Annotated in this window: 23 protein-coding genes; 11 read left to right on the top strand and 12 right to left on the bottom strand. The window is 73.2% G+C overall.

Translation table 11 applies throughout. The features are described from left to right. Nucleotides 1–810: 810 nt before the first annotated feature. The 3 genes from efeB to efeU form a co-directional block, all read right to left on the bottom strand. Nucleotides 811–2148: an iron uptake transporter deferrochelatase/peroxidase subunit gene (gene efeB, locus QT381_RS14495; protein ID WP_289249749.1), complete on the bottom strand. Its 1338-nt coding sequence runs from the start codon at nt 2146–2148 to the stop codon at nt 811–813. Continuing rightward, on the bottom strand, nt 2145–3374 hold the full coding sequence (gene efeO, locus QT381_RS14500) for an iron uptake system protein EfeO (RefSeq protein ID WP_289249750.1): 1230 nt from the start codon (nt 3372–3374) through the stop codon (nt 2145–2147). Before efeO ends, efeB begins: the two co-directional genes overlap by 4 nt. A 91-nt stretch (nt 3375–3465) precedes the next feature. Then, a complete protein-coding gene (efeU, locus tag QT381_RS14505) occupies nt 3466–4404 on the bottom strand; it encodes an iron uptake transporter permease EfeU (RefSeq protein WP_289249751.1) in 939 nt (312 codons plus the stop codon). An 83-nt stretch (nt 4405–4487) separates the two neighbouring features. Here efeU and QT381_RS14510 point away from each other — a divergent pair, with 83 nt between their 5' ends. The 4 genes from QT381_RS14510 (at nt 4488) to QT381_RS14525 (ending at nt 8432) form a co-directional block, all read left to right on the top strand. Continuing rightward, nucleotides 4488–5249, top strand: a complete 762-nt coding sequence (locus QT381_RS14510; protein ID WP_289249752.1) for a PIG-L family deacetylase — start codon at nt 4488–4490, stop codon at nt 5247–5249. 133 nt (nt 5250–5382) lie between these two features. Next, a complete protein-coding gene (gene fdxA / locus QT381_RS14515) occupies nt 5383–5703 on the top strand; it encodes a ferredoxin (protein WP_289249753.1) in 321 nt (106 codons plus the stop codon). Between the two features lie 14 nt (nt 5704–5717). Then, nucleotides 5718–6827 carry a succinyldiaminopimelate transaminase gene (gene dapC, locus QT381_RS14520; RefSeq protein ID WP_289249754.1) on the top strand — a complete coding sequence of 370 codons (1110 nt, stop codon included), beginning with the start codon at nt 5718–5720 and terminating at the stop codon, nt 6825–6827. 309 nt (nt 6828–7136) lie between these two features. After that, complete coding sequence (locus tag QT381_RS14525; protein WP_289249755.1) at nt 7137–8432, top strand: citrate synthase; 1296 nt, start codon at nt 7137–7139, stop codon at nt 8430–8432. A gap of 354 nt (nt 8433–8786) precedes the next feature. Here QT381_RS14525 and QT381_RS14530 read toward each other — a convergent pair whose 3' ends face one another. Together QT381_RS14530 and QT381_RS14535 are read right to left on the bottom strand one after the other, a co-directional pair. Then, nucleotides 8787–9350: an endonuclease domain-containing protein gene (locus QT381_RS14530; protein WP_289249756.1), complete on the bottom strand. Its 564-nt coding sequence runs from the start codon at nt 9348–9350 to the stop codon at nt 8787–8789. A 673-nt stretch (nt 9351–10023) separates the two neighbouring features. Next, nucleotides 10024–11079: a DapH/DapD/GlmU-related protein gene (locus QT381_RS14535; protein ID WP_289249757.1), complete on the bottom strand. Its 1056-nt coding sequence runs from the start codon at nt 11077–11079 to the stop codon at nt 10024–10026. 135 nt (nt 11080–11214) lie between these two features. Between QT381_RS14535 and dapE the strand changes: the two genes are divergently transcribed. The 3 genes from dapE (at nt 11215) to QT381_RS14550 (ending at nt 14264) form a co-directional block, all read left to right on the top strand. Next, nucleotides 11215–12312: a succinyl-diaminopimelate desuccinylase gene (dapE, locus tag QT381_RS14540; RefSeq protein ID WP_289249758.1), complete on the top strand. Its 1098-nt coding sequence runs from the start codon at nt 11215–11217 to the stop codon at nt 12310–12312. Between the two features lie 441 nt (nt 12313–12753). Next, nucleotides 12754–14010 carry a hypothetical protein gene (locus tag QT381_RS14545; RefSeq protein ID WP_289249759.1) on the top strand — a complete coding sequence of 419 codons (1257 nt, stop codon included), beginning with the start codon at nt 12754–12756 and terminating at the stop codon, nt 14008–14010. A gap of 80 nt (nt 14011–14090) precedes the next feature. Beyond that, on the top strand, nt 14091–14264 hold the full coding sequence (locus QT381_RS14550; RefSeq protein ID WP_289249760.1) for a DUF3117 domain-containing protein: 174 nt from the start codon (nt 14091–14093) through the stop codon (nt 14262–14264). Nucleotides 14265–14370: 106 nt separating this feature from the next. Here QT381_RS14550 and QT381_RS14555 read toward each other — a convergent pair whose 3' ends face one another. After that, a complete protein-coding gene (locus QT381_RS14555; protein WP_289249761.1) occupies nt 14371–15003 on the bottom strand; it encodes an O-methyltransferase in 633 nt (210 codons plus the stop codon). Between the two features lie 62 nt (nt 15004–15065). On the opposite strand from QT381_RS14555, the gene QT381_RS14560 reads away from it, so the two are divergent. Beyond that, the gene (locus QT381_RS14560; RefSeq protein ID WP_353889789.1) at nt 15066–15446 is read left to right on the top strand and encodes a twin-arginine translocase TatA/TatE family subunit; all 381 of its coding nucleotides are present in this window, start codon (nt 15066–15068) and stop codon (nt 15444–15446) included. 80 nt (nt 15447–15526) lie between these two features. On the opposite strand, the gene QT381_RS14565 is transcribed toward QT381_RS14560, so the two are convergent. Both QT381_RS14565 and QT381_RS14570 read right to left on the bottom strand, forming a co-directional pair. Beyond that, nucleotides 15527–15817 (bottom strand): hypothetical protein, encoded by a 291-nt coding sequence (locus QT381_RS14565; RefSeq protein WP_289249762.1) that lies wholly within the window; start codon nt 15815–15817, stop codon nt 15527–15529. A gap of 19 nt (nt 15818–15836) precedes the next feature. Continuing rightward, nucleotides 15837–17402, bottom strand: a complete 1566-nt coding sequence (locus QT381_RS14570; RefSeq protein ID WP_289249763.1) for a succinic semialdehyde dehydrogenase — start codon at nt 17400–17402, stop codon at nt 15837–15839. Between the two features lie 50 nt (nt 17403–17452). Between QT381_RS14570 and QT381_RS14575 the strand changes: the two genes are divergently transcribed. Continuing rightward, nucleotides 17453–18961 carry an MFS transporter gene (locus QT381_RS14575; RefSeq protein WP_289249764.1) on the top strand — a complete coding sequence of 503 codons (1509 nt, stop codon included), beginning with the start codon at nt 17453–17455 and terminating at the stop codon, nt 18959–18961. Next, on the top strand, nt 18958–20478 hold the full coding sequence (locus tag QT381_RS14580) for a pyridoxal phosphate-dependent decarboxylase family protein (protein ID WP_289249765.1): 1521 nt from the start codon (nt 18958–18960) through the stop codon (nt 20476–20478). Before QT381_RS14575 ends, QT381_RS14580 begins: the two co-directional genes overlap by 4 nt. 265 nt (nt 20479–20743) lie before the next feature. Here the strand turns inward: QT381_RS14580 and QT381_RS14585 are convergent, their stop codons facing one another. The 3 genes from QT381_RS14585 to QT381_RS14595 form a co-directional block, all read right to left on the bottom strand. Further along, entirely contained in the window at nt 20744–21880 is a 1137-nt protein-coding gene (locus QT381_RS14585) for an Mrp/NBP35 family ATP-binding protein (protein WP_289249766.1), read from the bottom strand. 61 nt (nt 21881–21941) lie between these two features. Next, nucleotides 21942–22490, bottom strand: a complete 549-nt coding sequence (locus QT381_RS14590; RefSeq protein WP_289249767.1) for a DUF1003 domain-containing protein — start codon at nt 22488–22490, stop codon at nt 21942–21944. Further along, on the bottom strand, nt 22477–23787 hold the full coding sequence (locus QT381_RS14595; protein WP_289249768.1) for a magnesium transporter MgtE N-terminal domain-containing protein: 1311 nt from the start codon (nt 23785–23787) through the stop codon (nt 22477–22479). Before QT381_RS14595 ends, QT381_RS14590 begins: the two co-directional genes overlap by 14 nt. A gap of 72 nt (nt 23788–23859) precedes the next feature. On the opposite strand from QT381_RS14595, the gene QT381_RS14600 reads away from it, so the two are divergent. Continuing rightward, on the top strand, nt 23860–24351 hold the full coding sequence (locus tag QT381_RS14600; protein ID WP_289249769.1) for a YflT domain-containing protein: 492 nt from the start codon (nt 23860–23862) through the stop codon (nt 24349–24351). A 194-nt stretch (nt 24352–24545) separates the two neighbouring features. Here QT381_RS14600 and QT381_RS14605 read toward each other — a convergent pair whose 3' ends face one another. Beyond that, on the bottom strand, nt 24546–25358 hold the full coding sequence (locus QT381_RS14605; protein WP_289249770.1) for an ABC transporter permease: 813 nt from the start codon (nt 25356–25358) through the stop codon (nt 24546–24548).

Raw genomic sequence — 25358 nt, forward strand, 5'->3', positions numbered from 1 at the left:
ACCGACACCGACACCGACACCGACGCCAAGGAGGTCTCCACCGACAGCGCCCTCGAACTCACCGCCTGAACCATCAACAGTTCGAAGGAACCCGAGCTACACCACTACCTGGGGCTTGACCCTCGACCAGCGGTAGTTCGGGCGCTCCTCGACCAGCGGCGGGGGTGCTTGCCGCGTCGTTCGATGTCGAGTTCCGGTGGTCGAGGAGCGCGCGGCGCGCCCCGTCCCGGTGGTCGAGGAGCGCGCGGCGCGCCCCGTCCCGGTGGTCGAGGAGCGCGCGACGGAGTCGCTCGCGTCTCGAGACCATTACGGCTCGTTGCTGCGAGGGTGTGGTCTCGAGACGCCGGCTCGCTGCGCTCGCGGGCTCCTCGACCAGCGGTAGTTCTGGGGCTCCTCGACCAGCGGCGGGGGTGCTTGCCGCGTCGTTCGATGTCGCGTTCCGGTGGTCGAGGAGCGCGCGGCGCGCCCCGTCCCGCTGGTCGAGGAGCGCGCGACGGAGTCGCTCGCGTCTCGAGACCACCACGACTCGTTGCTGCGAGGGTGTGGTCTCGAGACGCCGGCTCGCTTCGCTCGCGGGCTCCTCGACCAGCGGTAGTTCGGGCGCTCCTCGACCAGCGGCGGGGGTGCTTGCCGCGTCGTTCGATGTCGAGTTCCGGTGGTCGAGGAGCGCGCGGCGTTCCCCGTCCCGGTGGTCGAGGAGCGCGCGACGGAGTCGCTCGCGTCTCGAGACCAGTACGGCTCGTTGCTGCGAGGGTGTGGTCTCGAGACGCCGGCTCGCTGCGCTCGCGGGCTGCTCGACCGGCGGATCGGTTAGGAGAACAGGCCCGCGCCGACGTAGGAGCCCGTCGTCGCGCCCGGCGGCACCGCGAACACGGCGCTGCCCACGTGCTGGATGTACTCGTTGAGGGCGTCCGTCGCGAGCGAGCGCTGCACGGTCACGAACGCCTCGGGCGATGACTGGAACGTGATGAAGAACAGCCCCGCGTCGAGCCGGCCGAGCGCGTCGGTGCCGTCGGTGAAGTTGTAGCCGCGGCGCAGCAGGGCGGCGCCGCCGTTGTTCGACGGATGCGCGAGCCGCACGTGCGCGTCCGTCGGGATCGCGGGAGACCCATCCGCGAGCGTCCGGTGGAAGTTCGGCGCCGTGAACTCGGTGCCGCCGGAGAGCGGACCGCCCTCGCGCTTGTCGCGCCCGATGGTCTGCTCCTGGTCGACGAGCTGCTGGCGGTCCCAGACCTCGATCTGCATGCGGATGCGGCGCGCCACGAGGTAGCTGCCGCCCGCGAGCCAGGAGTCGCCGCCGACCCAGACGTGCTCGTTCACCTCGGCGGTGTCCTCGGCCTTGAGGTTGGCCGTGCCGTCCTTGAAGCCGAACAGGTTGCGCGGCGTGGTCTGGCTCGTCGAGGTCGAGGACGTTCGCCCGAATCCGAGCTGCGACCAGCGGATGACGGCGCGCCCGAACGCGATCCGGCTGAGGTTGCGGATGGCGTGCACCGCGACCTGCGGATCGTCGGCACACGCCTGGATGCACAGGTCGCCGCCGCTGCGCGCCGGGTCGAGGTCGTCGCCGAGGAAGCGCGGCAGGTCGGCGAGCTCGGGCGGTCGACGGCCGGCGATGCCGAACCGGTCGACGCCCGCGGCCGTCTCGAACAGGGTCGGCCCGAAGCCGAACGTGATCGTGAGCCCGGATGCCGGCAGGCCCACGGCCTCGCCGGTGTCGTCCGGCGGGGCGTACTGCGCGCCGGTCGCACCGTCGCCGACCTCGAGGCCCTGGGTCATGCGCGCCGCGGCATCCGTCCAGTCGGTGAGGAGTGCGACGAGGTCGTCGCGCGTCGCGGATGCCGCCATGTCGAAAGCCGCGAAGTGCAGCCGGTCCTGTGCGGGCGTGACGATGCCGGCCTGGTGCGTGCCGAAGAACGGGTAGGTCGCGGAGCCCGTGGCGCCGGTGGCGCTCGCGACGCCCGCGGCGATCGCCGCACCCCCCGCGCCGCCGACGGCGAGACCCGCCGCGCCCGCGCCGATCAGGCCGAGCAGCCCGCGACGCGACACGTGCGCCGGATTCGCCGCCTCGACGGACGCCGCGGAAGCGGCATCCGTCTCGTCGGATGGTGCGGCATCCGTCTTGTCGGATGGTGCGGGTGTGCCGGTCATGCCTTGCCGAGCACCGCCTGGGTGAGGTTCGAGAGCGGCTCGGCGAGGGCGTTCACCTGGTCGCTGAGCTGCTTGCGCTGGGCCTCGGTGACCTCGTCGTACGGGGTGAAGCCCGCGTCGATCGAGCCGTACGTCGCGAGCAGTGCGTCGAGCGCCGCGAACTGCGTGTCGATCTCCTTCACGAGCTTCGCGCCCTCGTCGCCCCTCGCCGCGGCGATGTCGCGCACGTAGCCGTAGGCCACATCGGCGCCCTGCACGTTGGCCTCGAAGTCGGAGAGGTCGGTGTGGCTCCACCAGTCCTCCTCGCCGGAGATCTTGCTCGTCGCGACCTCGTCGAGCAGGCCGATGGCGCCGTTCGAGATGTCGGCGAGGCCGACGGTGAAGTCGGATGCCGTGACGAGCTGGTTGAGCTGCGCGACATCCGCGACGAGCTGGTCGCCGAGCTTCTTGCGCTCCGCGGGCGTCGAGGGCGCCCAGCCGGCGAGGGCGTCGGTGTCGTCGGAGTTGAGGTCGCCGGACTTCGGTGCCCAGAGGTCCTTCTCGATCCGGTGGAAACCGGTCCAGTCGAGGCCCTCGGCGAGCGCGTCGACCTCCCGGTAGTCGATCTTCGGGTCGAGGTCGCCGAACGCCTCCGCGGTCGGCTCGATGCGCTCGTAGAACACGCGCGTCGAGGCGAACAGGGCGCGCGCCGTGTCGTCGTCGCCCGACTCGTACGCGTCGACGAGCTTCTGCACGGCCGGCGTGAGCTGGCCGACCTGGTCCTTGAGGTAGCCGACGTAGTTGGCGGCGGCGGCGTCCGCGAGCTGCTTCGTGTCGGCGTCGACGGCGACCGCGTCGCCCGTCACGGTGAACTCGGTGAGCCCGATCGGCTCGCCGATGAGCTGGAACTTGCAGGCCGTGTAGTAGGTGCCGGGGTTCAGCTGCACGGTGTAGTCGATCGTCTGGGCGGGCGCGAGGTTCTCCTTCTCGCCGACGATGCGCAGCTGGTCCTCGGCGAGGATCTCGAACTCGTTGACGTCGGTGCCCGAGTTCGTGAGCGAGAAGGTGAGCGTGCCCGCGGTCGCGGTCGACGCGGATACGGCGCAGCTGGTGTCGTCGATCGCGACCGTGAGCGGAGCGGCGGCGGCGCCGGATCCGGTCGAGGCCGGGTTGTTCGGCACGCAGCCGGCGAGCAGCAGAGCGATGGTCGCCGTCGCTGGGACGGCGATCAGGGCGGTGCGGGACATGGGTCTCCTCAGGGGGCTGGATGGGGGGCGGTGCGGATGGGGACGGTGCGGTGCGGTGCGTGGGGGAGAGGGAGGGGGCCGTGGGCGTGGATCAGCGGGAGGTCGCGACGGATGCCTGCGTGGCATCAGTGCGCGTGGCATCAGCGCGCGTGGCATCCGTTCGCGTGGCATCCGTTCGCGTGCCGGCGTCGTCCGGGCGCGCGGTCGACGAGCGCGGGCGTGCGGGCCGCGAGCGCGCGCTCGCCCGCACGAACAGGATCGTGACGACGACGAGGTAGAGCGCCCAGGCGACGAGCTGCACCCAGGTCGGCTCCGCCGTGAAGCTGAACAGGCCGGTGAGCAGCGAGCCGTACCAGCTCGTCGGCGGCACGACGCCCGCGAGGCTGTAGGCGATCGAGCCGTATCCGGGCAGCACGGATGCCTCCTGCAGCTCGCCGAGCCCGTACGCGATCACGCCCGCGGCCACGAGCACGAGCAGGTGTCCGGTCCAGCGGAAGAACCGCGAGAGGCTCACGCGCACGACGCCGCGGAAGATCGCCCAGGCGAGCGCGCAGGCGATGACGATGCCGATGATCGCGGTGAGGAAGCCGAGCCCCGGGTTCACGCCCGACTTCGCGCTCGCCCACACGAAGAGCGCCGTCTCGATGCCCTCGCGGCCGACGCTGATGAGGCCGAGGAGCACGATGGCCCGGCCGCTCGCGTGCAGGGCGGCATCCGCCTGCGCCTCGAGCTCGCTCGTGAGATGACGGGCGTGCCGCGCCATCCAGAACACCATCCAGGTGACCATGCCGACGGCGACGATCGAGAGGCCGCCGCCGATGATCTCCTGCGCCTGGAAGCTCAGGCCGTAGGGGCCGTAGGTGAGCAGCGCGCCGACGCCGAGCGAGACGACGATCGCGCCGGCGATGCCGAGCCAGAGCCGCGGCAGCACGTCGCGGCGGCCGATCTTCGTGACGTAGGCGATGAGGATGCCGACGACGAGCGCGGCCTCGAGGCCCTCGCGCAGACCGATGAGAATGGTGGCGAGCATGCGGGCTTCCGGGTCGATGCTGGTGAGGTAAGGGTTGCCTTACCGAAGTTGACCGTACACCCGGCTCCCTAGGCTGTCCACTCGTGGACCCCGATCGGCTGCTCTTCGTGCACGCCCACCCCGACGACGAGTCGATCTCGACGGGCGGATGGCTCGCGCTGCTCGCCGCGGGCGACGGGCCGTCGCCCGTCCTGCTCACCTGCACCCGGGGCGAGCTCGGCGAGGTCGTCGACCCCGCGCTGGCGTCCTTTGCCGGGGATGCCGAGGCGCTCGGCGCGCACCGCTCGCTCGAGCTCGCCGCGGCGCTCGACGCGCTCGGCGTGCGCAAGCACCGCTGGCTCGGGGGCGGACGGCGCCGCTACACGGACTCCGGGATGGTGTGGGGAGCGGATGGGCGGGCCGCTCCCGCCCCGCAGCTCGCGGCCGACGCGTTCACGGCCGCCGGGCTCACGGCCGCCGGGTTCGAGGAGATCGTGGGCGACATCCGTTCGGTCGTCGTCGAGACCGGCGCGGGCGTCGTCGTGAGCTACGACGACGGGGGCGGGTACGGGCATCCGGACCACGTGCTCGCCGGCCGGGCGGCGCGGGCGGCCGCGGCATCCGTCGGGGCCGCGTTCCTCGCGATCGCGGGCGCGGGCGCCGCGGGCGCCTGGGGCGGCGAGGGCCGCGGGGGCGCGAGCGGCGGGAGCGTGATCGACGTCACGCCCGTGCTCGACCGCAAGCGTGCGGCGCTGCGGGCGCATCGCAGCCAGCTCGTCGTCGAGGGGGACCGGTTCGCGGGGGCGAACGGCGTGTGGGAGCCGATCGCGCGCGTGGAGCGCTACGTCGTGGACGGCGGGCGCTGAGTCGCGGCGATCGACCGCTTCCGTCCCGTGCGTCTCCTCGAGCGACGAGAACGTGCGCGGGGGCACTCGTCGGAGCCCCGGGCGCTCGCCGCGTAGAATCGGAGCCGATCCCCTCGAAAGGTAATTCCGCACCGTGACCTACGTGATCGCCGAGCCCTGCGTCGACGTCAAGGACCGCGCCTGTATCGACGAGTGCCCGGTCGACTGCATCTACGAGGGCGGCCGCAGCCTCTACATCCAGCCCGACGAGTGCGTCGACTGCGGGGCCTGCGAACCGGTGTGCCCGGTCGAGGCGATCTTCTACGAGGACGACCTGCCGGGCGAGTGGGCGGACTACACGACCGCCAACGTCGAGTTCTTCAGCGAGCTGGGTTCGCCCGGCGGCGCGTCCAAGGTCGGCGCCGTCGACTACGACGCGCCGTTCATCGCAGCGCTCGGCCCGCGCGACCACTGAGGCCGCGCACCGCCATGGCCCGGCGCCCGCTCACCCTGCCCGACTTCCCCTGGGACTCGCTCGCGCCCTTCGCGGCGCGCGCCCGGTCGCATCCCGACGGCATCGTCGACCTGTCCGTCGGCTCGCCCGTCGACCCGACCCCGGACCTCGTGCGTCGCGCGCTCGCCGAGGCGACGGATGCGCACGCCTACCCCGCCACCGCCGGCTCGCCCGCACTGCGTGAGGCGATCGTCGCGTGGTTCGCCGCCCGGCGCGGCGTGCCCGGCCTGAGCGTCGACGAGGTCATCCCGACGATCGGCTCGAAGGAGCTCGTCGCGACCCTGCCGCACATGCTCGGCCTGGGCGCCGGCGACATCGTCGTGCACCCCGTGCTCGCCTACCCGACCTACGCGGTCGGCGCGGCGCTCGCGGGCGCGACCGCGGTCGCGGCCGACGACCCGGCGGACTGGCCGGACGGCGCGGCGCTCATCTGGATCAACTCGCCCGCGAACCCCGACGGCACCGTGCGCGACGTCGGGTGGCTGCGCGCCGCGGTCGCGCGGGCGCGCGCGCTCGGCGCCGTGCTCGTGAGCGACGAGTGCTACGCCGAGCTGGTCTGGAGCGACGGCGGGGAGCCCGCGGCATCCGTTCTCGACGCCCGCGTGGTCGGCGACGACCGCAGCGGCCTGCTCGCCGTCTACTCGCTCAGCAAGCAGTCGAACCTCGCGGGGTATCGCGCGGGCCTCGTCGCGGGCGACGCCGCGCTCGTCGCGGAGCTGCTCGCCGTTCGGAAGAACGTCGGACTCATGCCGCCCGCGCCCGTGCAGATCGCGATGGCGGCCGCACTCGCCGACCACGCGCACGTCGCCGCCCAGCGCGCCGTGTACGCGGCCCGTCGCGCCGTGCTGCTGCCCGCGCTCGCCGGCGCCGGCTTCCGCATCGACCGCAGCGACGGCGGCCTCTACCTGTGGGCGACCCGCGACGAGGACTGCTGGGCCACCGTCGACGCGCTCGCCGGCCTCGGCATCCTCGTCGCGCCCGGCGCGTACTACGGCGAGGCCGGCGCGCGGCACGTGCGCGTCGCGCTCACCGCAACGGATGCCGCGATCGCCGCCGCGGCCGAGCGCCTGGGAGCGCTCGGGTAGGTCTCCGTGATCGGCGGGCCGCCGCGCAGTGCCGGCGGCCGCGCAGTGCCGGCGGCCGCGCAGTGCTGGCGGCCGCGCAGTGCTGGCGGCCGCGCAGTGCCGGCGGCCGCGCAGTGCTGGCGGCCGCGCAGTGCTGGCGGCCGCGCAGTGCCGGCGGGCCGACGACGGCGCGGCCCGGCGCTCGCCGAACGGCGCCGCGGGAACGGAAGCCGGGATGCGCCGCGCGCGACGTTCGTCGCGAACGCACAACGGCATCCGCTTCCCGTTGTGAAGTACGCGACGGCAACACGCGCCGAATAGGCTGTAGACGTGACCGACATTCCCGACCCCTCGACGGCGACGCTGCAGTTCCCGGGTGGGACGGCGGAGTTCCCGATCCTGCGCGCCGTCGACGGCCGCGACACCGTCGACATCGCCACGTTCATGCGGCAGACCGGCCTCACGACGCTCGATCAGGGCTTCGTGAACACCGCCTCGACGAAGAGCGCGATCACGTACATCGACGGCGACCAGGGCATCCTGCGCTACCGCGGCTACCCGATCGAGCAGGTCGCCAAGAACTCGACCTATCTCGAGGTCGCCTGGCTGCTCATCTACGGCGAGCTGCCGACCGCGGCGGAGCTCGAGGACTTCGACGACCGCATCCGTCGCCACACCCTGCTGCACGAGGACCTCAAGCGCTTCTTCGACGCGCTGCCCGCGACCGCCCACCCGATGTCGGTGCTGTCGTCGGCGATCTCCGCGCTCTCCACGTACTACGAGGGCGAGCTCGACGTGCACGATCCCGAGCAGGTGGAGCTCGCGATCATCCGTCTGCTCGCGAAGCTGCCGGTGATCGTGGCCTACGCGCACAAGAAGGCGCTCGGGCAGGCGTTCCTCTACCCGGACAACTCGCTGTCGTTCGTCGACAACTTCCTGCGACTCAACTTCGGCACGATGGCCGAGCCGTACCAGATCGACCCGGTGCTCTCGAAGGCGCTCGACCGGCTGCTCATCCTGCACGAGGACCACGAGCAGAACGCCTCGACGTCGACCGTGCGGCTCGTCGGCTCGACGGAGGCGAACATCTTCGCGTCCATCTCGGCGGGCATCAACGCGCTCTTCGGCCCGCTGCACGGAGGGGCGAACGAGGCCGTGCTCAACATGCTCGCCCAGATCCGCGACTCCGGCGAGGGCGTGCGCACGTTCGTCGAGAAGGTCAAGAACAAGGAGTCCGGCATCCGCCTGATGGGCTTCGGGCACCGCGTCTACAAGAGCTACGACCCGCGGGCCCGCCTCGTGAAGGAGAGCGCGGATGAGGTGCTCGAGTCGCTCGGCGTGGAGGACCCGCTGCTCGACATCGCGCGCGAGCTCGAGCAGATCGCCCTCGACGACGACTACTTCGTGTCGCGCAAGCTCTACCCGAACGTCGACTTCTACACGGGCGTGATCTACAAGGCGATGGGCTTCCCGTCGCGGATGTTCACCCCGCTGTTCGCGATCGGCCGCCTGCCCGGCTGGATCGCGCACTGGCGCGAGGCGAACAACGACCCGGCGACGAAGATCGGCCGTCCGCAGCAGCTCTACGTGGGACCCCCGGAGCGCGACTGGCCGACCGCCCGCTGAGCCGCGCCGCTGAGCCGCGCCGCTGCGCCGGGCCGCTGTGCGGCGCCGCGCTGCGCCGCTCCGCGTGCCGCTGCCGCTGCTCCTCCGGGCGCTCCGCCCAGTGCGGCCCCACCGCGGAAGCCCTCCCCGCGATCACGGAAATGCAGGAGCATCCGAGCGTCACCGAAGAGACGTTCGCGTGATTCGGGGGCGCGGCTCGTGCGCGCGGCGCCGCGCTCCTGCATTTCCGTGATGTCGGAGCTCGACGATGTCGGCGATCGACCGTGCCGGCGCTCGAGCGTGTCAGCGCTCGACCGTGGCGGCGCTCGACCGCACCGCACCCAACGCTGCGGGCCGTTCCGCGGCGCGCCGGCCTTACGCCGTCTCGAGCTCGCTCACTGCGCGCAGCAGGGCAGCGCGCACCAGGGGCCACTGGCGCACGAGCATGCGGTAGGTGAAGCGGAGGACGCGGTATCCGCGAGCCGCGAGGACCGCGTCGCGGCGACGGTCGTTCTCGAACTGCTCCCGCTCGCGGTGGAAATCCCATCCGTCGAGCTCGATCACGAGGCGTTCCGCGACCAGGAGGTCCACGCGTCCGACCCCGGCGATCTCGACCTGCGGGCGGGCGGCGATGCCGAGCATTGAGAGCCGGAATCGCATGAGCGACTCGGTGATCGACTCGGAGCGCGCATCGACGCGGCCCAGGAGGTCGCGGAGCGCGGTCGGAAGTTCTGCGATCGAGCGTCGCCATTCCGTGCTGGTGATCAGGCCGTGCCGAAGCGCGGAGTCGGCCGCCGCGACGATCCACTCGGGGCTCTCGCACCCGATCAGGCTGCGGAGACACTCGAGCGGCGAGAGCACGAAGCGGTCGCCGTCGGTTCTCTGACGCACGGTCCAGTGCACGCGGATGTCGGGAGCGGCGTGGTCGCGGAGGCGCACGTGATGATCGTGCGGCGATCGGAGGCGCGCGTCGTGGTCGGGCACCGCGACGTGCAAGCCGAAGGCGTTGCGCACCCACATCCCGTGCCGCTGTGCCGCTGCACGGCACGACAGTTGGCCGCCCACTCTTGCCGCGCGCTGGAGCTCCTCATCCGTCGACGGCAGGCAGTACCACCCCTGCCGCACCCGGATGATCGCGCCGCTCCGCACTGCGTATCGCAGATCGTGCTCAGTCCACCCCAGCGCGAGGAGTTCGTGGGTCGCGGCGAGGCCACCGCATGTCCGGATGTCGTCGAGGTTCCGCATGCCGCGAACAATCGGCCGCCGCGGCGTCCGGCGGGGTGCGAGCTCGGGAACTGTGGACGGCTGGCCCCTGTGCACAACCACGGAAATGCAGGAGCCGTGCTCCTCGTCCGGCGCGTCGTTGCCGAATCCACGCGGATGCGGCGTCGCGTGCCGCATCCGCCTCCTGCATTTCCGTGACCGGGCGGGAGGGATGTGGCGGGGACCCGGCGGGGACCCGGCGGGACTGGCCGGGCGCGGGGTTCGGGCCGGGCGCGGGTTGGCGCGGGCGGGGTGGGGCCGGGCGCGGGTTGGCGCGGGCGTGCGGGCGGGCGGGCGTGCGTGCGTGCGGGCCGGGCGTGCGGGCGGGCGGGCGCGCGAGAGGGCGGGGTTACGCGTGCAGCGCCGCGTTGAGCTCGATGCCGTGGCCCGCGCGGGGGACCGCCTCGACCCCGCCCGTCAGCGAGTTCCGGCGGAACAGGATGCCGGGGACGCCCGAGAGCTCCGCCGCCTTCACGATCCGCGGCTCGCCCGACCCGTCGGTGCCGCCCTCAGCGCCGGCGGCGGGGCCGGACCCGGAGCCGCCGGCGCCAGCCGCGGTGCCCGCTCCCGCGCCCGGGTACCCGCCGGCGCCAGCCGCGGTGCCCGCTCCCGCGCCCGGAAGCACCCGCACCTTCGTGCCGGCCGTGACGTAGAGGCCGGCCTCGACGACCGAGTCGTCGCCGATGGAGATGCCGATGCCCGAGTTCGCTCCGAGCAGCGCGCGCTCCCCGATCGAGACGCGGTGCTGGCCGCCACCCGACAGGGTGCCCATGATCGAGGCGCCGCCGCCGATGTCCGAGCCGTCGCCCACGACGACGCCCTGCGAGATGCGCCCCTCCACCATCGAGGTGCCGAGCGTGCCCGCGTTGAAGTTGACGAATCCCTCGTGCATGACGGTCGTGCCCGGCGCGAGGTGGGCGCCGAGGCGCACTCGGGCGGCATCCGCGATCCGCACCCGCGGCGGCGTGACGTAGTCGAGCAGTCGCGGGAACTTGTCGATGCCCTGGATCGCGACGCCCGCGCGCCGCAGGCCGAAGCGCACCCGTGCGAAGTCGGCGGGGTGCACGGGGCCGACGGAGGTCCACACGACGATCGGCAGCAGCGGGATGAGCCCGTCGAGGTTGATCGTGTTGGGCGCGACGAGCGTGTGCGAGAGCAAGTGCAGGCGGAGGTAGGCGTCCGGAACGGATGCGGGGGCCGCATCCAGGTCGATCTCGACCGTCACGAAGTCCACCCGCACGGCGCGCCGCTCGTCGGGCGCGATGAGCTGTTCGAACTCGGCGGGGGCGATGTGGCGATCCGACCCGGGGAACGCGCCGAGGCCGGGCTGCGGGAACCAGGTGTCGAGAACGGTGCCGTCCGAGGACACCGTCGCGAGGCCGTAGCCCCAAGCGTGGCGGGTCATACGCCCAGGCTACCGGGGGCCACCGGGGCCGACCGCGTAGCGCCGACGACGGCGCCCGCGCCGACGACCGCGCCCGCGCCCCGACGGCACCCCGCCCGCCCCGTTCCCGCAGCGCCGTTTCGTAGACTGACGCCCATGCCTGTCGCGGACCCGACCCTGCCCGTACTCGACCTCTCGCAGACGTCGATCGACATCACCCGGCAGCTGTGCGACATCCCTTCGGTGTCCGACGACGAGCGCGGAATCGCGGATGCGATCGAGCAGGCGCTGGAGTCGGCGACCCACCTCGAGCTGAGCCGGTACGGCGACACGGTCGTCGCGCGCACGAGCCTCGGCCGGGCGCAGCGCGTGGTGATCGCGGGGCACATCGACACGGTGCCGATCAACGGCAACGTGCCGACCCGCCCCGAGACGATCGACGGCGTCGAGTACCTATGGGGCCGCGGAACCGTCGACATGAAGGCCGGCTGCGCGGTGCAGCTCAAGCTCGCGCTCGAGCTCGTCGCGCCGGCATACGACATCACCTGGATCTGGTACGACCACGAGGAGGTCGGCGAGGAGCTCAACGGCCTCGGCCGCCTGGCCCAGGAGCGGCCGGACCTGCTCGTCGGCGACTTCGCGATCCTCGGTGAGCCGTCGAACGCCGCGATCGAGGGCGGATGCAACGGCAATCTCCGCGTGTACGTGCGCACCCACGGGCTGCGCGCCCACTCGGCGCGGTCCTGGGTCGGCCACAACGCCATCCACGACCTCGCGCCCGCGCTCGCGGCGCTCGCCGCGTACGAACCCCGCCAGGTCGAGGTCGACGGGCTCGTCTACCGCGAGGGCCTCAACGCGGTCGGCATCGCGGGCGGCATCGCGGGCAACGTGATTCCGGATGCGGCCACCCTGCACGTCAACTACCGCTTCGCGCCGTCGCGCTCGGGCGAGGAGGCGATCGCCCACCTGCGGGACGTGTTCGCCGGGTACGAGATCGAGGTGCTCGACCTCGCCGAGGGTGCGCGCCCCGGCCTGACGAGCCCGATCGCACAGCACTTCGTCGGCGCGGTCGGCGGCGAGCCCCGGCCGAAGTACGGCTGGACGGATGTCGCGCGCTTCTCCCGCCTCGGCGTTCCGGCGGTCAACTACGGCCCGGGCGACCCGCTCAAAGCGCACGCCGACGACGAGCGCGTCGCCCTGCACCAGATCACCGCGGTCGAGGACGGCCTGCGGGCGTGGCTGACGGCGGCTTGACCCGTGGGGGTGTGGCTGGTGGCGGCTTGACCCGTGGGGGTGTGGCTGGTGGCGGCTTGACCCGACGTGCGCGGACCCCGCGGACGGCCGCCAGCACGGAAATGCAGGAGTGGTGCGCGGCTCCGGATGCTGGAGCCGTGCGATGACGGGCGACGCACCGCGGATGTCATCGGTGACTCCTGCATTTCCGTTGCGGGCGGCGGCGGAGGCGCGGGAGCCGCGGGCGGCGGCGGAAGGCGGGATGCGCGCGGCGGCGGAAGGCACGACGCGCAGCACGGAAATGCAGGAGTGGTGCGCGGTTCCGGATGCTGGAGCCGTGCGATGACGGGCGACGCACCGCGGATGTCATCGGTGACTCCTGCATTTCCGTTGCGGGCGGCGGCGGAGGCGCGGGAGCCGCGGGCGGCAACGGAAGGCGGGATGCGCGCAGCGGAAGGCGGGATGCGCGCAGCGGAAGGCGGGACGCGTGCGGCGGCGGCGGACCCGCGGGCGACGTGGGCCGGGCTGTGGGGCCGCGTGCCGGCATCCGTTCGCACCACGCTCGCGGTGCTCGCGGTCTTCGTCGCGTCGCGCATCGTGACGACGGCGATCCTGCTGTGGTTCGCCGCGCACCAGGCGCAGAACGCGTGGACCGGACCCCAGCCGGGCTACGCCGCCTTCGCAGGCATCTGGGACGGCAACTGGTACTGGATCGTCGCCGTCACGGGGTATCCGAGCGAGCTGCCGCTCACCGCGGACGGTCACGTGGGCGAGAACGCGTGGGCGTTCCTGCCGCTCTATCCGCTGCTCGCCCGCGGCGTGATGCTCCTCACCGCGCTCCCGTTCCAGGCGGCGGGGGTCGTCGTCTCGGTGCTCAGCGCGGCGGGCGCCGCCCTCGTCGTGCACCGCGTGTTCGCGCGCCTGCTGCCGCCGGGCACCGCGCTGTTCGCCGTGGCGCTGTTCTGCGTCGCCCCATTGTCGCCGATCCTGCAGGTGGACTACGCGGAGCCGCTGTTCCTGCTGCTGCTCGCCGTCGCCATCCTGCTGCTCGCGCAGCACCGGTACCTCGCGCTCATCCCGGTCGTCGTGCTCATGGATCTGACCCGCCCCGGCGGCATCGCCTTCGCGCTGACGCTCGCGATCCACGTCGTCGTGCGGTTCGCGCGCAGAGCGGATGCCGCGTTCGGCCCGCGCGAGCGCGTCGCGGCTGTCGTCGCGACGGCCGCGTCCGCGGTGGCGGGGCTCGCCTGGCCGGTCGTCGCGTGGCTCGCCACCGGCGACGCGGGCGCGTACACCGAGACCGAGCTCGCCTGGCGGATGCCGTACATCGGCTACTCGGACCTGCTGCCGTTCACGCCGTGGGTGCAGGGCGCCCAGTGGTGGTTCGCCCGCGCCGGCTGGAACGGCACGCTCGGCGTCGCCGTGCTCGTGCTCGTCGTGATCGCGATCGGGGTCGCGCTGTTCACGCCGCCGCTCAGGCGGCTCGGGACCGACCTGCGCGCCTGGCTCGCGAGCTACCTGCTCTACACGCTCGCGGTGTTCTTCCCGCAGTCGAGCACGTTCCGCATCCTGATTCCGCTGTTCCCGGCGCTCGGCGCGCTCGCGCTCCCGCGCTCCCGGCTCTACCGGGTGCTGCTCGTGCTCGCGTGCATCGCGGGACAGGTGTACTGGGTGCACATCGCCTGGGCGGTCGACGGCTACGACTGGACGCCGCCGTGATCGAGGCCCATCCCCAGCGTGTCAGCGCGGGTCGCCGGCATCCGGGATAATAGTCCGGTACCGACGAAAGGGGACACGTCATGGCAGCCATGAAGCCGAGGACCGGTGACGGACCGATGGAGGCTGTCAAGGAGGGGCGCCTGATCATCGTGCGCGTACCCCTGGAGGGCGGCGGGCGCCTGGTCGTCTCCGTGAACGACGACGAGGCGAAGGAGCTGCACGACGCGCTCGCCGCGGTCGTCGCCGCCGTCTAGACCTTGACCTTCGGGAGAACCGCTCGGCCGCGCCGGGCGGTTCTTCCGTCGTTAACCCCGGTCCCCGCCGGCCGAGCGACCCCGGCCTGCTCGGCCGGCGTCGGGGTCAGTCGCCGAGCTTGACGAGCTGCAGCAGACCGTCGCCCGCGGGCGACAGCGTGCTCACGACGGCCTCCGAGCGACCGATCTCCTTGAGCAGCGTGCGGAACGCGACCTCGCGCTCCTCCCGCCGGGCCGGGTTCGCGACCCGGTCGTGCCAGAGCGCGTGTGCCACGGCGACGGTGCCGCCGACGCGCACGAGACGCAGGGCGTGCTCGACGTACTCGATGACGGATGCCGCGTCGGCATCCACGAGCACGAGGTCGTAGCTGGCTTCGTTCATGCGCGGCAGCACCTCGAGGGCGCGACCGGCGATGAGACGGATGCGGCCGGACGGCACCCCGGCGGCGGCGAGCGCGTGACGCGCGGCGACCTGGTGCTCCGCCTCGGCGTCGATCGAGGTGAGGGTCGCCTCGGGGGCGCCGCGCAGCAGCCACAGCGCGCTCACCCCGAGTCCGGTGCCGATCTCGACGATCGACGTGGCGTTCGACGCGGCGGCGAGCACGGCGAGCTGGGCGCCGACGGCGGGGGAGACCGGCTCGACGCCGACCTCGATGGAGTGCTGGCGGGCCTGGGCGATCGCCTCGGGCTCGACGACGTAGTCGTCGGCGAACTTCCAGTTCAGTTCCTTCTCCGGCACCCGCTCAGCGTAGGCGATGGGGCGCTCGGGGCCGGGGAGGACCGGCCGAGTATCCTTATCGAGTGGGGTCCCTGTTCGGTCTGAGCTTCGACAAGCTGCTCGTCATCGCGCTGCTCGCCGTCATCATCCTCGGGCCGCAGCGCCTGCCGCACTACGCCTCGCAGCTCGCGAAGGGCGTGCGCGCGCTGCGCGACCTCGCGAAGGGCGCGCAGGAGCGCCTGCGGGAGGAGATGGGTCCCGAGTACGACGAGGTCGACTGGAAGAAGCTCGATCCGCGCCAGTACGACCCGCGCCGCATCATCCGCGACGCCCTGCTCGACGACGAGCCGGAGCCGGTGATCAAGCCGGTGAGCTCGGGCGCGCCGCGGGAGACCGCCTACGCCCAGCGCAAGCGGGCCATGGAGCGCGGCGCCACGGCGCCGTTCGACTCCGAGGCGACCTGACCGGCACCTGACCGCGGCGTGCGCCCGCCCCAGCGCGGGCGTGACCGCGGCGTGCCCCGCCCGAGCGCGGGCGACCCCGATCAGTCGCGCGTGAGCACGCACTCGAGCGTCGCGAGCGCTCCGGCGACCATGCCGGGGTTGCTGTCGCGGTAGTACGGCAGCGCGAACACGGCCTGCACGATCTCGGCGAGCTCGCCGAGCAACGCCGCCTCGCGCTCGAGCTCCGACCGCGGCGTCTCGACGAGCGGGAAGCGCGCGCCGGCGTCGTCGTGGACCCGGAACACCGCGTTGATCCGCGGGGGAGCGTGGGGCGCGGATGCGGGGGCCGCGACGTCACCGTCGGGCGCGTCGGCGCTGCCGTCCCGCGTCATCCGCTCTCCTCCGGGCGCGCTACTTGAGGTGCGTGGCCCGCAGCGTCCTGAGCAGCGTCACCATCACGGCCGCCATGCGCCCGAACTCGCGCCCCGTGCGCGGGAGGGTGAGCAGACCGGTGGATGCGGCGACCGTGCGCTGCTCGACGAAGCGGAGGATGCCCTCGGGGCCGTTGCGGCGGCCGACGCCCGACTGCTTCATGCCGCCCATCGGCGCGTCGACGCTCGAGAAGGTCGCGCGGTAGCCCTCGTTGATGTTGACGCTGCCCGCGTCGAGCGCGTTCGCGACCGCGCGCGCCCGGCGCACGCTGCCCGAGAACACGCTCGCGTTGAGCCCGAAGTCGCTGTCGTTGGCGCGGGCGATCGCCTCCTCGGCATCGTCGACGACGTGGATGGCGACGACCGGGCCGAAGGTCTCGTTCCGATCGCAGGCCATCTCGCTCGTGACGCCCGTGAGCACCGTGGGCTCGAAGAAGTACGGGCCGAGGTCGGGGCGCGCGTGGCCGCCCGCGAGCACCGTCGCGCCGCGGGCGATCGCGTCGTCGACGTGGGCCGTGACCCGCTCGAGCTGGGCGGCCGTCGCGAGCGAGCCGACATCCGTGCTGAAGTCGTACGCCGCGCCCAGCGCGAGCGAGCGCACCCGCCGGGTGAACGTCGCGACGAACGCGTCGGCCACGCCGGCGACCAGGTAGATGCGCTCGATCGAGACGCACAGCTGGCCGGCGGAGGAGAAGCACGCGTAGGTAGCGTCGGCGGCGGCCTTCTCGGGGTCGACGTCGTCGAGCACGATCATCGGGTTCTTGCCGCCGAGCTCCATCGACGCGCCGATGAGGCGGCCGGCGGCCCGGGTCGCGACGCGCGTGCCGGTCGCGGTGGAGCCCGTGAAGCACACGTAGTCGGCGGTGTCGACGACGGCGTTGCCGATCGTCTCGCCATCGCCCGCGACGACGCTCCAGAGCGCGGCGGGCACCCCGGCCTCGATGAACGCACGGCGCGCGGCGAGCACGGTGAGCACGCCCTGGTCGTCGGCCTTCTGCACGACGCCGTTGCCGGCGGCGAGGGCGGGGACGACGTCCATGAGGGCGAGGCTGAGCGGATAGTTCCACGGCGTGACGACGCCGACGACGCCCTTCGGTCTCGTGCCCACCCGCGTGGAGATGACCACCGGGATGCCGGCGCGGCGGCCGTGCTCGCGCAGCACGCGCTCGGCGGTGAGCGCGTAGTAGCGCGTCACGGTCGCTCCCTGGAACACCTCCTCGAACGCCTGCCCGCGGGTCTTGCCCGTCTCGGTCTGCAGCACGTCGAGCAGCAGCTCGCGACGCTCCAGCAGCAGATCGTGGGCGCGCAGCAGCACGCGGCGGCGGTGCGCGGCGCCGGCCTGCTGCCAGGCGAGCGCGGCGACGCGGGCGGCGGCAGCGGCATCCGTCACGTCCTGCGCCGTGCTCGCGCGGAAGGTGTGCAGCTCGGCGCCCGTGAACGGCGCGATGACGGAGACGGGCCCGGCGCCCGAGCTGACGAGGTCGGCGATGAGCTCGTCGCTGAGCGCGCGGTCGATGGGCCCGGGAACGGTGACCTGACCAGCCATGGCCGCCAGCCTAGTGAGGACCGGTGCCGGCGCATCGATAGGCTTCCGCCATGGCCCGGCCCGAGGCGGACTCCCAGCAGCAGGTGGTCGCGGCGCCGCGTCGCGTCTCAGCCGGCACGATCGCGACGTACGCGATCGGGTCGCTCGGCACCGGCGGCTTCGCGACGCTGCCGGGTCTCGTGCTCGTGTACTTCCTCACCGACACGCTCGGCATCGCGGCGCTCGCCGCGGGCGCGCTCGTCACGGCCGCGAAGGTGTGGGACGTCGTCATCGACCCCGTGATCGGCGCGTGGAGCGACCGCAGCCTCGCGCGCACCGGCTCCCGCCGGCGCTTCATGGTGCTCGGCGGCGTGCTGCTGCCGGTGTTCTTCCTGCTCACGTTCGCCGTGCCCGCGGGGCTTCCGGATGTCGCGGCCGGCCTGTGGGTGCTCGTCGCGTTCACGGCGACCGCGACCGCGTTCTCGCTGTTCCAGGTGCCCTACATCGCGCTGCCCGCGGAGCTCTCGTCGAGCTACGACGAGCGCACGCGCCTGCTCAGCGTGCGGGTCGTCGTGCTGACGCTCGCGATCCTGCTGTTCGGGGCGGGCGGCCCGTCGCTGCGCCGCCTCGGCGGCGACGACGAGCACCTCGGGTACCTGCTCATGGCACTCGTCGCCGGCGTGGTCATCGGGCTCGGCATGCTCGTCTCCTCGCGCGTCGCCCCGCGCCGGGGCGGGTCGGTGGCGCCGGGCGGGGTGGTGGCGCCGGGGCGGGGCGGGTCGGTGGTGCCGGGCGCGGTGCGCATCCGGGACAGCTACCGTCTCGGCTTCGCCGCGCTCCGCCGCAGCCGGCCGTTCCGCGCACTGCTCGGCACGTTCGGGCTGCAGGCGCTCGCGACCGGCATGATGCTCGCCGGGGCGCAGTACGTGGCGACCTGGGTGCTGCACGACGAGGGCGCCGTCGACGTGCTCTTCGTCGCCCTCATCGGCCCCGCCTTGCTGTTCGCCCCGGTCTGGCAGGCGGTCGCGCGGCGGATCGGCAAGGAGCGCGGATTCGTGGCGGCATCCGTGCTCTTCGGCGTCGCGGCGCTCGCGCTCACGCTGCTCGCGGTGACGCCGGGCGAGTGGCTGTTCGTTCCGGTCGGGCTCGCGGGCGCCGGCTACGCGGGCATGCAGTCGCTGCCGATGGCGATGCTGCCCGACGTCATCACGCACGACGCGCGCGCGACGGGAGCGGATGCCGCCGGCACGTTCGGCGGCGTGTGGACCGCGGGCGAGACGACGGGCATGGCGCTCGGCTCGACCGCGCTGACGATCGTCCTCGCGGTCACCGGGTACATCGCCTGGGCGGGCACGACCGAGGTCGTGCAGCCCGCGTCGGCGGTGCTCGGCATCGTGCTCGCGTTCAGCGTCGTGCCCGCGGCGTTCCTCGCGGCGAGCCTCGTCGTGTTCCGCGGGTACCGGCTGCGCCGCGCGGACGCCGACGGTGTGGCGGATGCGGGTTCCGCGGGAGCGCTGGGTGAGTCGGCGGCCGGGGCTGGGGCCGGTGCGGGTACCGGGGTGTCGGAGCCCCCAGCGTGATCGCGTTCGACGCGGACGCCATCCTGGCCCGGCTCGACGCCCTGCGCGCCGCTGACGCCCCGACTCATGGCGGACGCGTGCTCTCCTACGTCTACGACTCGGGCCTGGCCGAGCTCGACGCGCTCGCGGCGGACGCGATGGCCCGCGTGCAGAGCCTCAACGGGCTCGATCCGACGACCTTCCCGTCGGTGGCCGTGATGGAGAGCGAGGTCGTCGGCTTCGCGCGCTCGCTGCTCGGCGGGGACGGCTCTGCGGGCGGAGCGGTCGTCGGCTCCGTCACGACGGGCGGCACCGAGAGCTGCCTGCTCGCGGTGAAGACGGCGCGCGACGCGTGGCGCGCCGGATCGGTCGAGCGCGCGGGGATCGTGCCCCGGCTCGTCGCGCCCGAGACCGCGCACGCGGCGTTCCAGAAGGCGGCCCACTACCTCGGGCTCACCCTCGACCTCGTGCCGGTGTCTGCGACGGGTGCGGTGGACGCCGCGGATGTGATCGCCCGGCTCGATCCGCACGTCGCGCTCGTCGTCGTGTCCGCCCCCGCCTACCCGACCGCGACGCTCGACCCGATCGAGGCGGTCGCGGCGGCCGCGGCCGAGCGCGGCATCCGTTGCCACGTCGACGCGTGCATCGGCGGGCTCGCGCTGCCGTTCTGGTCGGGACCCGCCGATGAATCGCTCCCGCCGTGGGACCTGCGCGTGCCCGGCGTCACGAGCATCTCGGCGGACCTGCACAAGTTCGGCTACGCGCCGAAGGGCGTGAGCGTGCTGCTCCAGCGCGGGCGGGACCTGCAGCGGCACCAGTACTTCGCGACGACGAACTGGCCCGGGTATCCGGTGATCAACCCGACGGTGCTCGGGTCGAAGTCCGCGGGGCCGCTCGCCGCGGCCTGGGCGATCGTGCACGCGCTGGGGGAGTCGGGGTTCGGCGAGCTCATGGGGTCGACCCGCCGCTCGACCGCGGCGCTCATCGATCTCGTCGGCGGGATCGAGGGGCTCGCCGTCGTGGGCGCGCCGGTCGGGCCGCTGTTCGCGGTGGCGGCCGACGCATCCGTCGACCCGTCGCGCCGCGTGGATCCGCACCACTGGGCGGACGAGGCGCGCGCCCTCGGCTGGTCCGTGCAGCAGCAGCCGGCGCACGGTGCCGTGCCCCGCACGGCGCACCTGACGATCACGCCCGTCACCCAGGGCGTGCTGCCCGTGCTGGGCGGCGCGCTCGTCGCGGCGGCGGATGCGGTGCGCGGCGTGCCGCCGGTCGACGCGGCCCCGCTGCTCGGGGGGCTTCCCGCGCTCGCCGGGGTGCCCCTGCTCGGGGGGCTTCCCGCGCTCGCCGGGGTGCCCTCGTCGGAGGAGGCGTGGGCGCTGCTCGGCGCGCTCGGCCTCGCGTCGCCGGACGGAACCGCGGATGCCGCCGGCCTCCCGCCGCGCATGGCGCCCCTGCTCGCGCTCATCGAGGCGCTCCCGGACCCGATCGTCGAGCGCGTGCTCACGGAACTGCTCGCCCGGGTCGTCGAGCCGCGCTGATCCGGGCGCCGCGCTGCCCCGCGCCCGCCCTGTCTCCCGCCCCGCCCCGCGCCTCGCGCTACAACGGATTTCACGGATGCTGAGGGTGTTCTCCCCACGGAAAGCGGCAATCCGGTGCTCCGACGCTCAACTCTCCGTGAAATCCGTTGTAGCGCGGGGCGAGGGGCGCGGGGCGCGGGGCGCGGGGAGCGGGAGGGGCGGACGCGCGCGCGGACGGACGGGGAGGGGGCGCGAGCGGGGGAGGGCTGGGGCGAGGCCCAGGCCGTCAGGTGGGCGAGACGCCGAGCGAGCGGCCCGCGAGGCCCCGCGGGCGCACGGCGAGGCGGTCCGCGAGGGCGAGGATCGCCGCGGCTCCCGGGTCGGCCGGATCGGTCAGCACGACCGGATCGCCCGCGTCGCCGCCCGCGCGCAGCGCGAGCGAGAGGGGCACGGATGCCAGCAGCGGCGCGTCGAGGCGGCCCGCGACCGCCCGGCCCCCGCCCGATCCGAACACGTCGATCACGGTGCCGTCCGGCTGCACCAGCCCGGCCATGTTCTCCACGACGCCGACGACCGCGTGCCCGGTCTGCAGCGCGAGCCGTCCCGACCGTTCGGCGACCTCGGCGGCCGAGGCCTGCGGGGTCGTCACGACGAGGTACTCCGCCTGGGGCAGCAACTGCCCGACGCTGATCGCGACGTCGCCCGTGCCCGGCGGCATGTCGATGAGCAGCACGTCCAGGTCGCCGAAGAACACGTCGGTCAGGAACTGTTGCACCGTGCGGTGCAGCATCGGCCCGCGCCAGGCCACGACCGAGGGCGCCTCGTCCCCCGTAGCGGATGCGGCGAACATGCCGATCGAGATGACCTTCACGTCGTGCGCGACCGGCGGCAGGATGAGCTCGCCGACGCGCGTCGGTCGCGAGCCGGCGACCCCGAGCAGCCCCGGGATCGAGAAGCCGTGCACGTCGGCGTCGATGAGTCCGACGGCGAGGCCCCGCGCCGCGAGCGCAACCGCGAGGTTGGCGGTCAGCGAGGACTTGCCGACCCCGCCCTTACCGCTCGTCACCGCGTACACGCGGGTGAGCGACTCCGGCCCGAACTGCGACTCGCGCGGGCGCCCCGCGCGCAACCGCGTCACGAGGGCGTTCCGCTCGGCCGGGGTCATCACGCCGAGCTCGATCACGACATCCGTCACGCCGGGAACCGCGGATGCCGCGGCGCGCACGTCCCGCTCGATGCGGACGGACGCGGGGCAGCCCACGATCGTCAGCCGCAGGTCGATCGTGGCGGCACCGGCGGCATCCGTCTCGATCCCCGCGACCATGTCGAGCTCGGTGATCGGGCGCCGGATCTCGGGGTCGAGCACGCCCGCGAGCGCGGTGCGGATGTCGGCCGCGAGCCGGGCGGGCGGGGGGAGCGTCATGGGCGGTGCACGGGTCTCGAGACGCGGGCGACTGCGTCGCGCGCTCCTCGACCAGCGGAGGCTAGTCGACCGGCGACTCCTCCTTGTCGGGCTTCTCGAGCTCCTCGAGCATCGCCTTGAGCTCGGCGCGGATGAAGTCCTTCGTGGCCATGTCGCGCATCGCGAGCCGCAGCGCCACGATCTCGCGGGCGAGGTACTCGGTGTCGTTGAGGTTGCGCTCGGCCCGCTGCCGGTCCTGCTCGATCTGCACACGGTCGCGGTCGTCCTGCCGGTTCTGCGCGAGCAGGATGAGGGGCGTGCCGGCGGAGGCCTGGATCGACAGTGCGAGGGTGAGCACCGTGAACCCGTTCGCGACGCTGTCGACCTTCGGCCAGTCGTGCGGCGCGAACGCCGTGTAGCTCATCCAGAGGATGACGAACAGCAGCAGCGCGAATAGGAACGCGGGCGTGCCCATGCCGCGCGCGATCGCCTCCGTGAAGCGGCCGAAGCGGTCCTTGGACTGCCACTGGAAGCCGAAGCGGCGGCTCAGGCCCTTGGGGCTGTCGAGACGCGACTCGTCGCGCGAGCGCGCGCGGGAGACGCGGGAGTTCGAGAGGTCAGCGCGTGCCATGCGTCGTCCTCCTTCTCACGGGGATGGTGGCGGTCGTGGTCGGTACGGGCGCGGGGGTATCCGCGTCGGTACTTCGCCAGTCATCCGGCAGGAGGTAGTCGAGGACGTCGTCGATGGTCACCACCCCGACGAGGCGGTGCCGGTCGTCCACGACCGGCAGGGAGACGAGGTTGTAGCTCGCGAGCGCGCGCGCGACCTCGGCCGCGCTCGCAGTGGCGTGCACGGGCTCGAGGGTGTTGTCGACGAGGGTGCCGAGCCGCTCGTTGGGCGGGTAGCGCAGCATCCGCTGGAAGTGCACGAGTCCGAGGAAACGGCCGGTCGGCGGCTCGTACGGCGGCAGCGTCACGCAGATCGCGGCACCGAGCGCCGGCGCGAGCTCGTGCCGACGGATGAGGGCGAGCCCCTCCGCGACGGTCGCGTCACCCGAGACGATGATCGGCTCCGGGGTCATGAGCCCGCCCGCGGTCTCCGGGTCGTAGCGCAGGAGGGCGCGCACGTCCTCCGCCTCCTCCGGCTCCATCAGGTCGAGCAGGGCCTCGCTGCGCTCGGCGTCGAGCTGGGCGATGAGGTCGGCCGCGTCATCCGGCTGCATCTGGTCGAGCACGTCGGCGGCGCGCTCGTCGTCGAGGTGCTGCAGGATCTCGACCTGCTCGCTCTCGGGCATCTCCTCGAGCACGTCGGCCAGGCGGTCGTCGCTCAGCTCGTCGGCGACCTCGAGCATGCGCTGCTCGGGCAGGTCGAGCAGGGTCGACGCGAGGTCGGCGGGCAGCATGTCGCCGTAGCTCGCGACGAGTTGGGTGGCGTCTTGCGCCTCGCCCTGCACGGGCAGGTTCTCGCGGATGTCGCTCCAGCGCACGAAGGCCGTGGTGCCCTTCGCGAACGGCGAGGCGCCGGTGCGCGGGCGCCGGCAGAAGACCTGGCTGACCTCCCACTCGCCGGGGCCGGTCTCCTCGAGCGCGACGTCCTCGATGGTGGCGGTGCCCGATCCGTCGACGAGGGTGACCTTGCGGCCGAGCAGCTCGGCGATGATGCGCACCTCACCGCCGCGCTGCTCGAAGCGGCGCAGGTTGATGACGCCGGTCGTGATGATCTGACCGGAGCCGATGCTCGTGACCCGGCCGATCGAGAGGAACACGCGGCGCTTGCTCGACACCTCGACGATGAAGCCGACGACGCGCGGGCCCTGCGTGCCGCGGTAGACGACGAGCACGTCGCGCACCTTGCCGACGCGGTCGCCCAGCGGGTCGAACACGCTGCAGCCCGCCAACCGGGCGGCGAAGACGCGTGTCGTACTCACGGGGGAAACCCTACCGCCCGGTGGTTTCGGGGGACGCCGGTGCGGCCGGCGCGGCCGGTGCGAGAATGGGGTATGACCAGCCCCTCTCCGTTCGCGCGCCGACCCGCCCCCCAGCCGACGCTCCCGCGCGGCGAGGTGGTGGGCACCTACGAGACCTACCCGGAGGCTCAGCAGGTCGTCGACCGCCTCGCGAAGGCGGATGTCGACGTCTCGAAGGTCTCGATCGTCGGCAGCGATCTCAAGACCGTCGAGCGGGTGACCGGCAAGCTCACCTGGGGGCGCGCGGCGGGCGCGGGGGCGGCATCCGGTGCCTGGTTCGGCCTGTTCCTCGGGATCCTGCTCGTGCTGTTCTCCCCGAGCGTAGGGCTCGGCTACGTGCTCGCGGCGATCCTCATCGGCGCCGGGTTCGGGATGCTGTTCGGCCTCGTCTCGTACACCGTCGGCCGCCGCAACCGGGACTTCACGTCGACGCACCAGGTGCTCGCCTCGAACTACCAGGTGATCATCGCGCCCGACCTCCTGCTGCGCGCCCAGGACGTGCTCGGCGGCCCCGACGCCGCCTGACCCGCCCGCCCCGCGCCCCCGCGGCCCCGTCCGCGTGCCCCATTCCGCGTGCCCCATTCCGCGTGCCCCATTCCGCGTGCCCCATTCCGCGTGCCCCATTCGCGTGTGAGGACGTTGTGCGCGCGTGAGGACGCCGCAAACCGTCCTCACGCGCGCACAACGTCCTCACACCGGGCCGGAAGCGAGGGCAGGGGTCAGCGGCGGCCGGCCCGGGCCCGGAAGGCGAGCGCCGTCCACACGATCGCGACCGCGAGGATGAGCGCGATCCAGCCGAGCGCGAGGAGCGCCTGGCCGCCGTCGACCGCCACATCCCCGCCCGTCAGCAGGCCGCGGATCGTCTCGATGATCGGGGTGAGCGGCTGGTGCTCAGCGACCGGACGCAGCCACGCGGGCATCGTGTCGACCCCGACGAACGCGCTCGACACGTAAGGCAGGAACATGAGGATGAAGCCGTAGCCCTGCGCCGCCTCGGGCCCGCCCGACGCGATGCCGACGGCCGCGAACAGGTACGTGATCACGAGGATGTAGACGGCCACGAGCCCGAGAGCCGCGACCCACTCGAGCGGGGAGGCATCCGGTCGGAAGCCGACGGCGAACGCCACGCCGATGACGACGCCCGTCGCGACGAGGTTGCGCACGAGGCTCGCCACGACGTGCCCGGTGATGACGGATGATGCTCGCAGCGGCATGGTGCGGAACCGGTCGATGATGCCGTTCGTCATGTCGTTCGCGACGTCCACGGCGACGGATGACGCGCCGTAGCCCGCGCACAGCAGGATGATGCCCGGCACGACGTAGTCGACGTAGTGGCCGTCGCCCTGGATGGCGCCGCCGAACACGAGCGTGAACAGCAGCATGAGGATCACGGGCAGCATGATCGCCATCACGAGGGCGTCGGGCGTGCGGATGGTGTGGGTGAGGCTGCGTGAAATGAACGTGAGGTTCGTGGTGAGCCTGGACGGGCGGCGCAGGAGAGCCGGCGCGGTCGGGGAGAGTGCGGTCGTCAT

This window comes from Galbitalea sp. SE-J8, assembly GCF_030345695.1.
GTDB lineage: Bacteria > Actinomycetota > Actinomycetes > Actinomycetales > Microbacteriaceae > JAUASV01.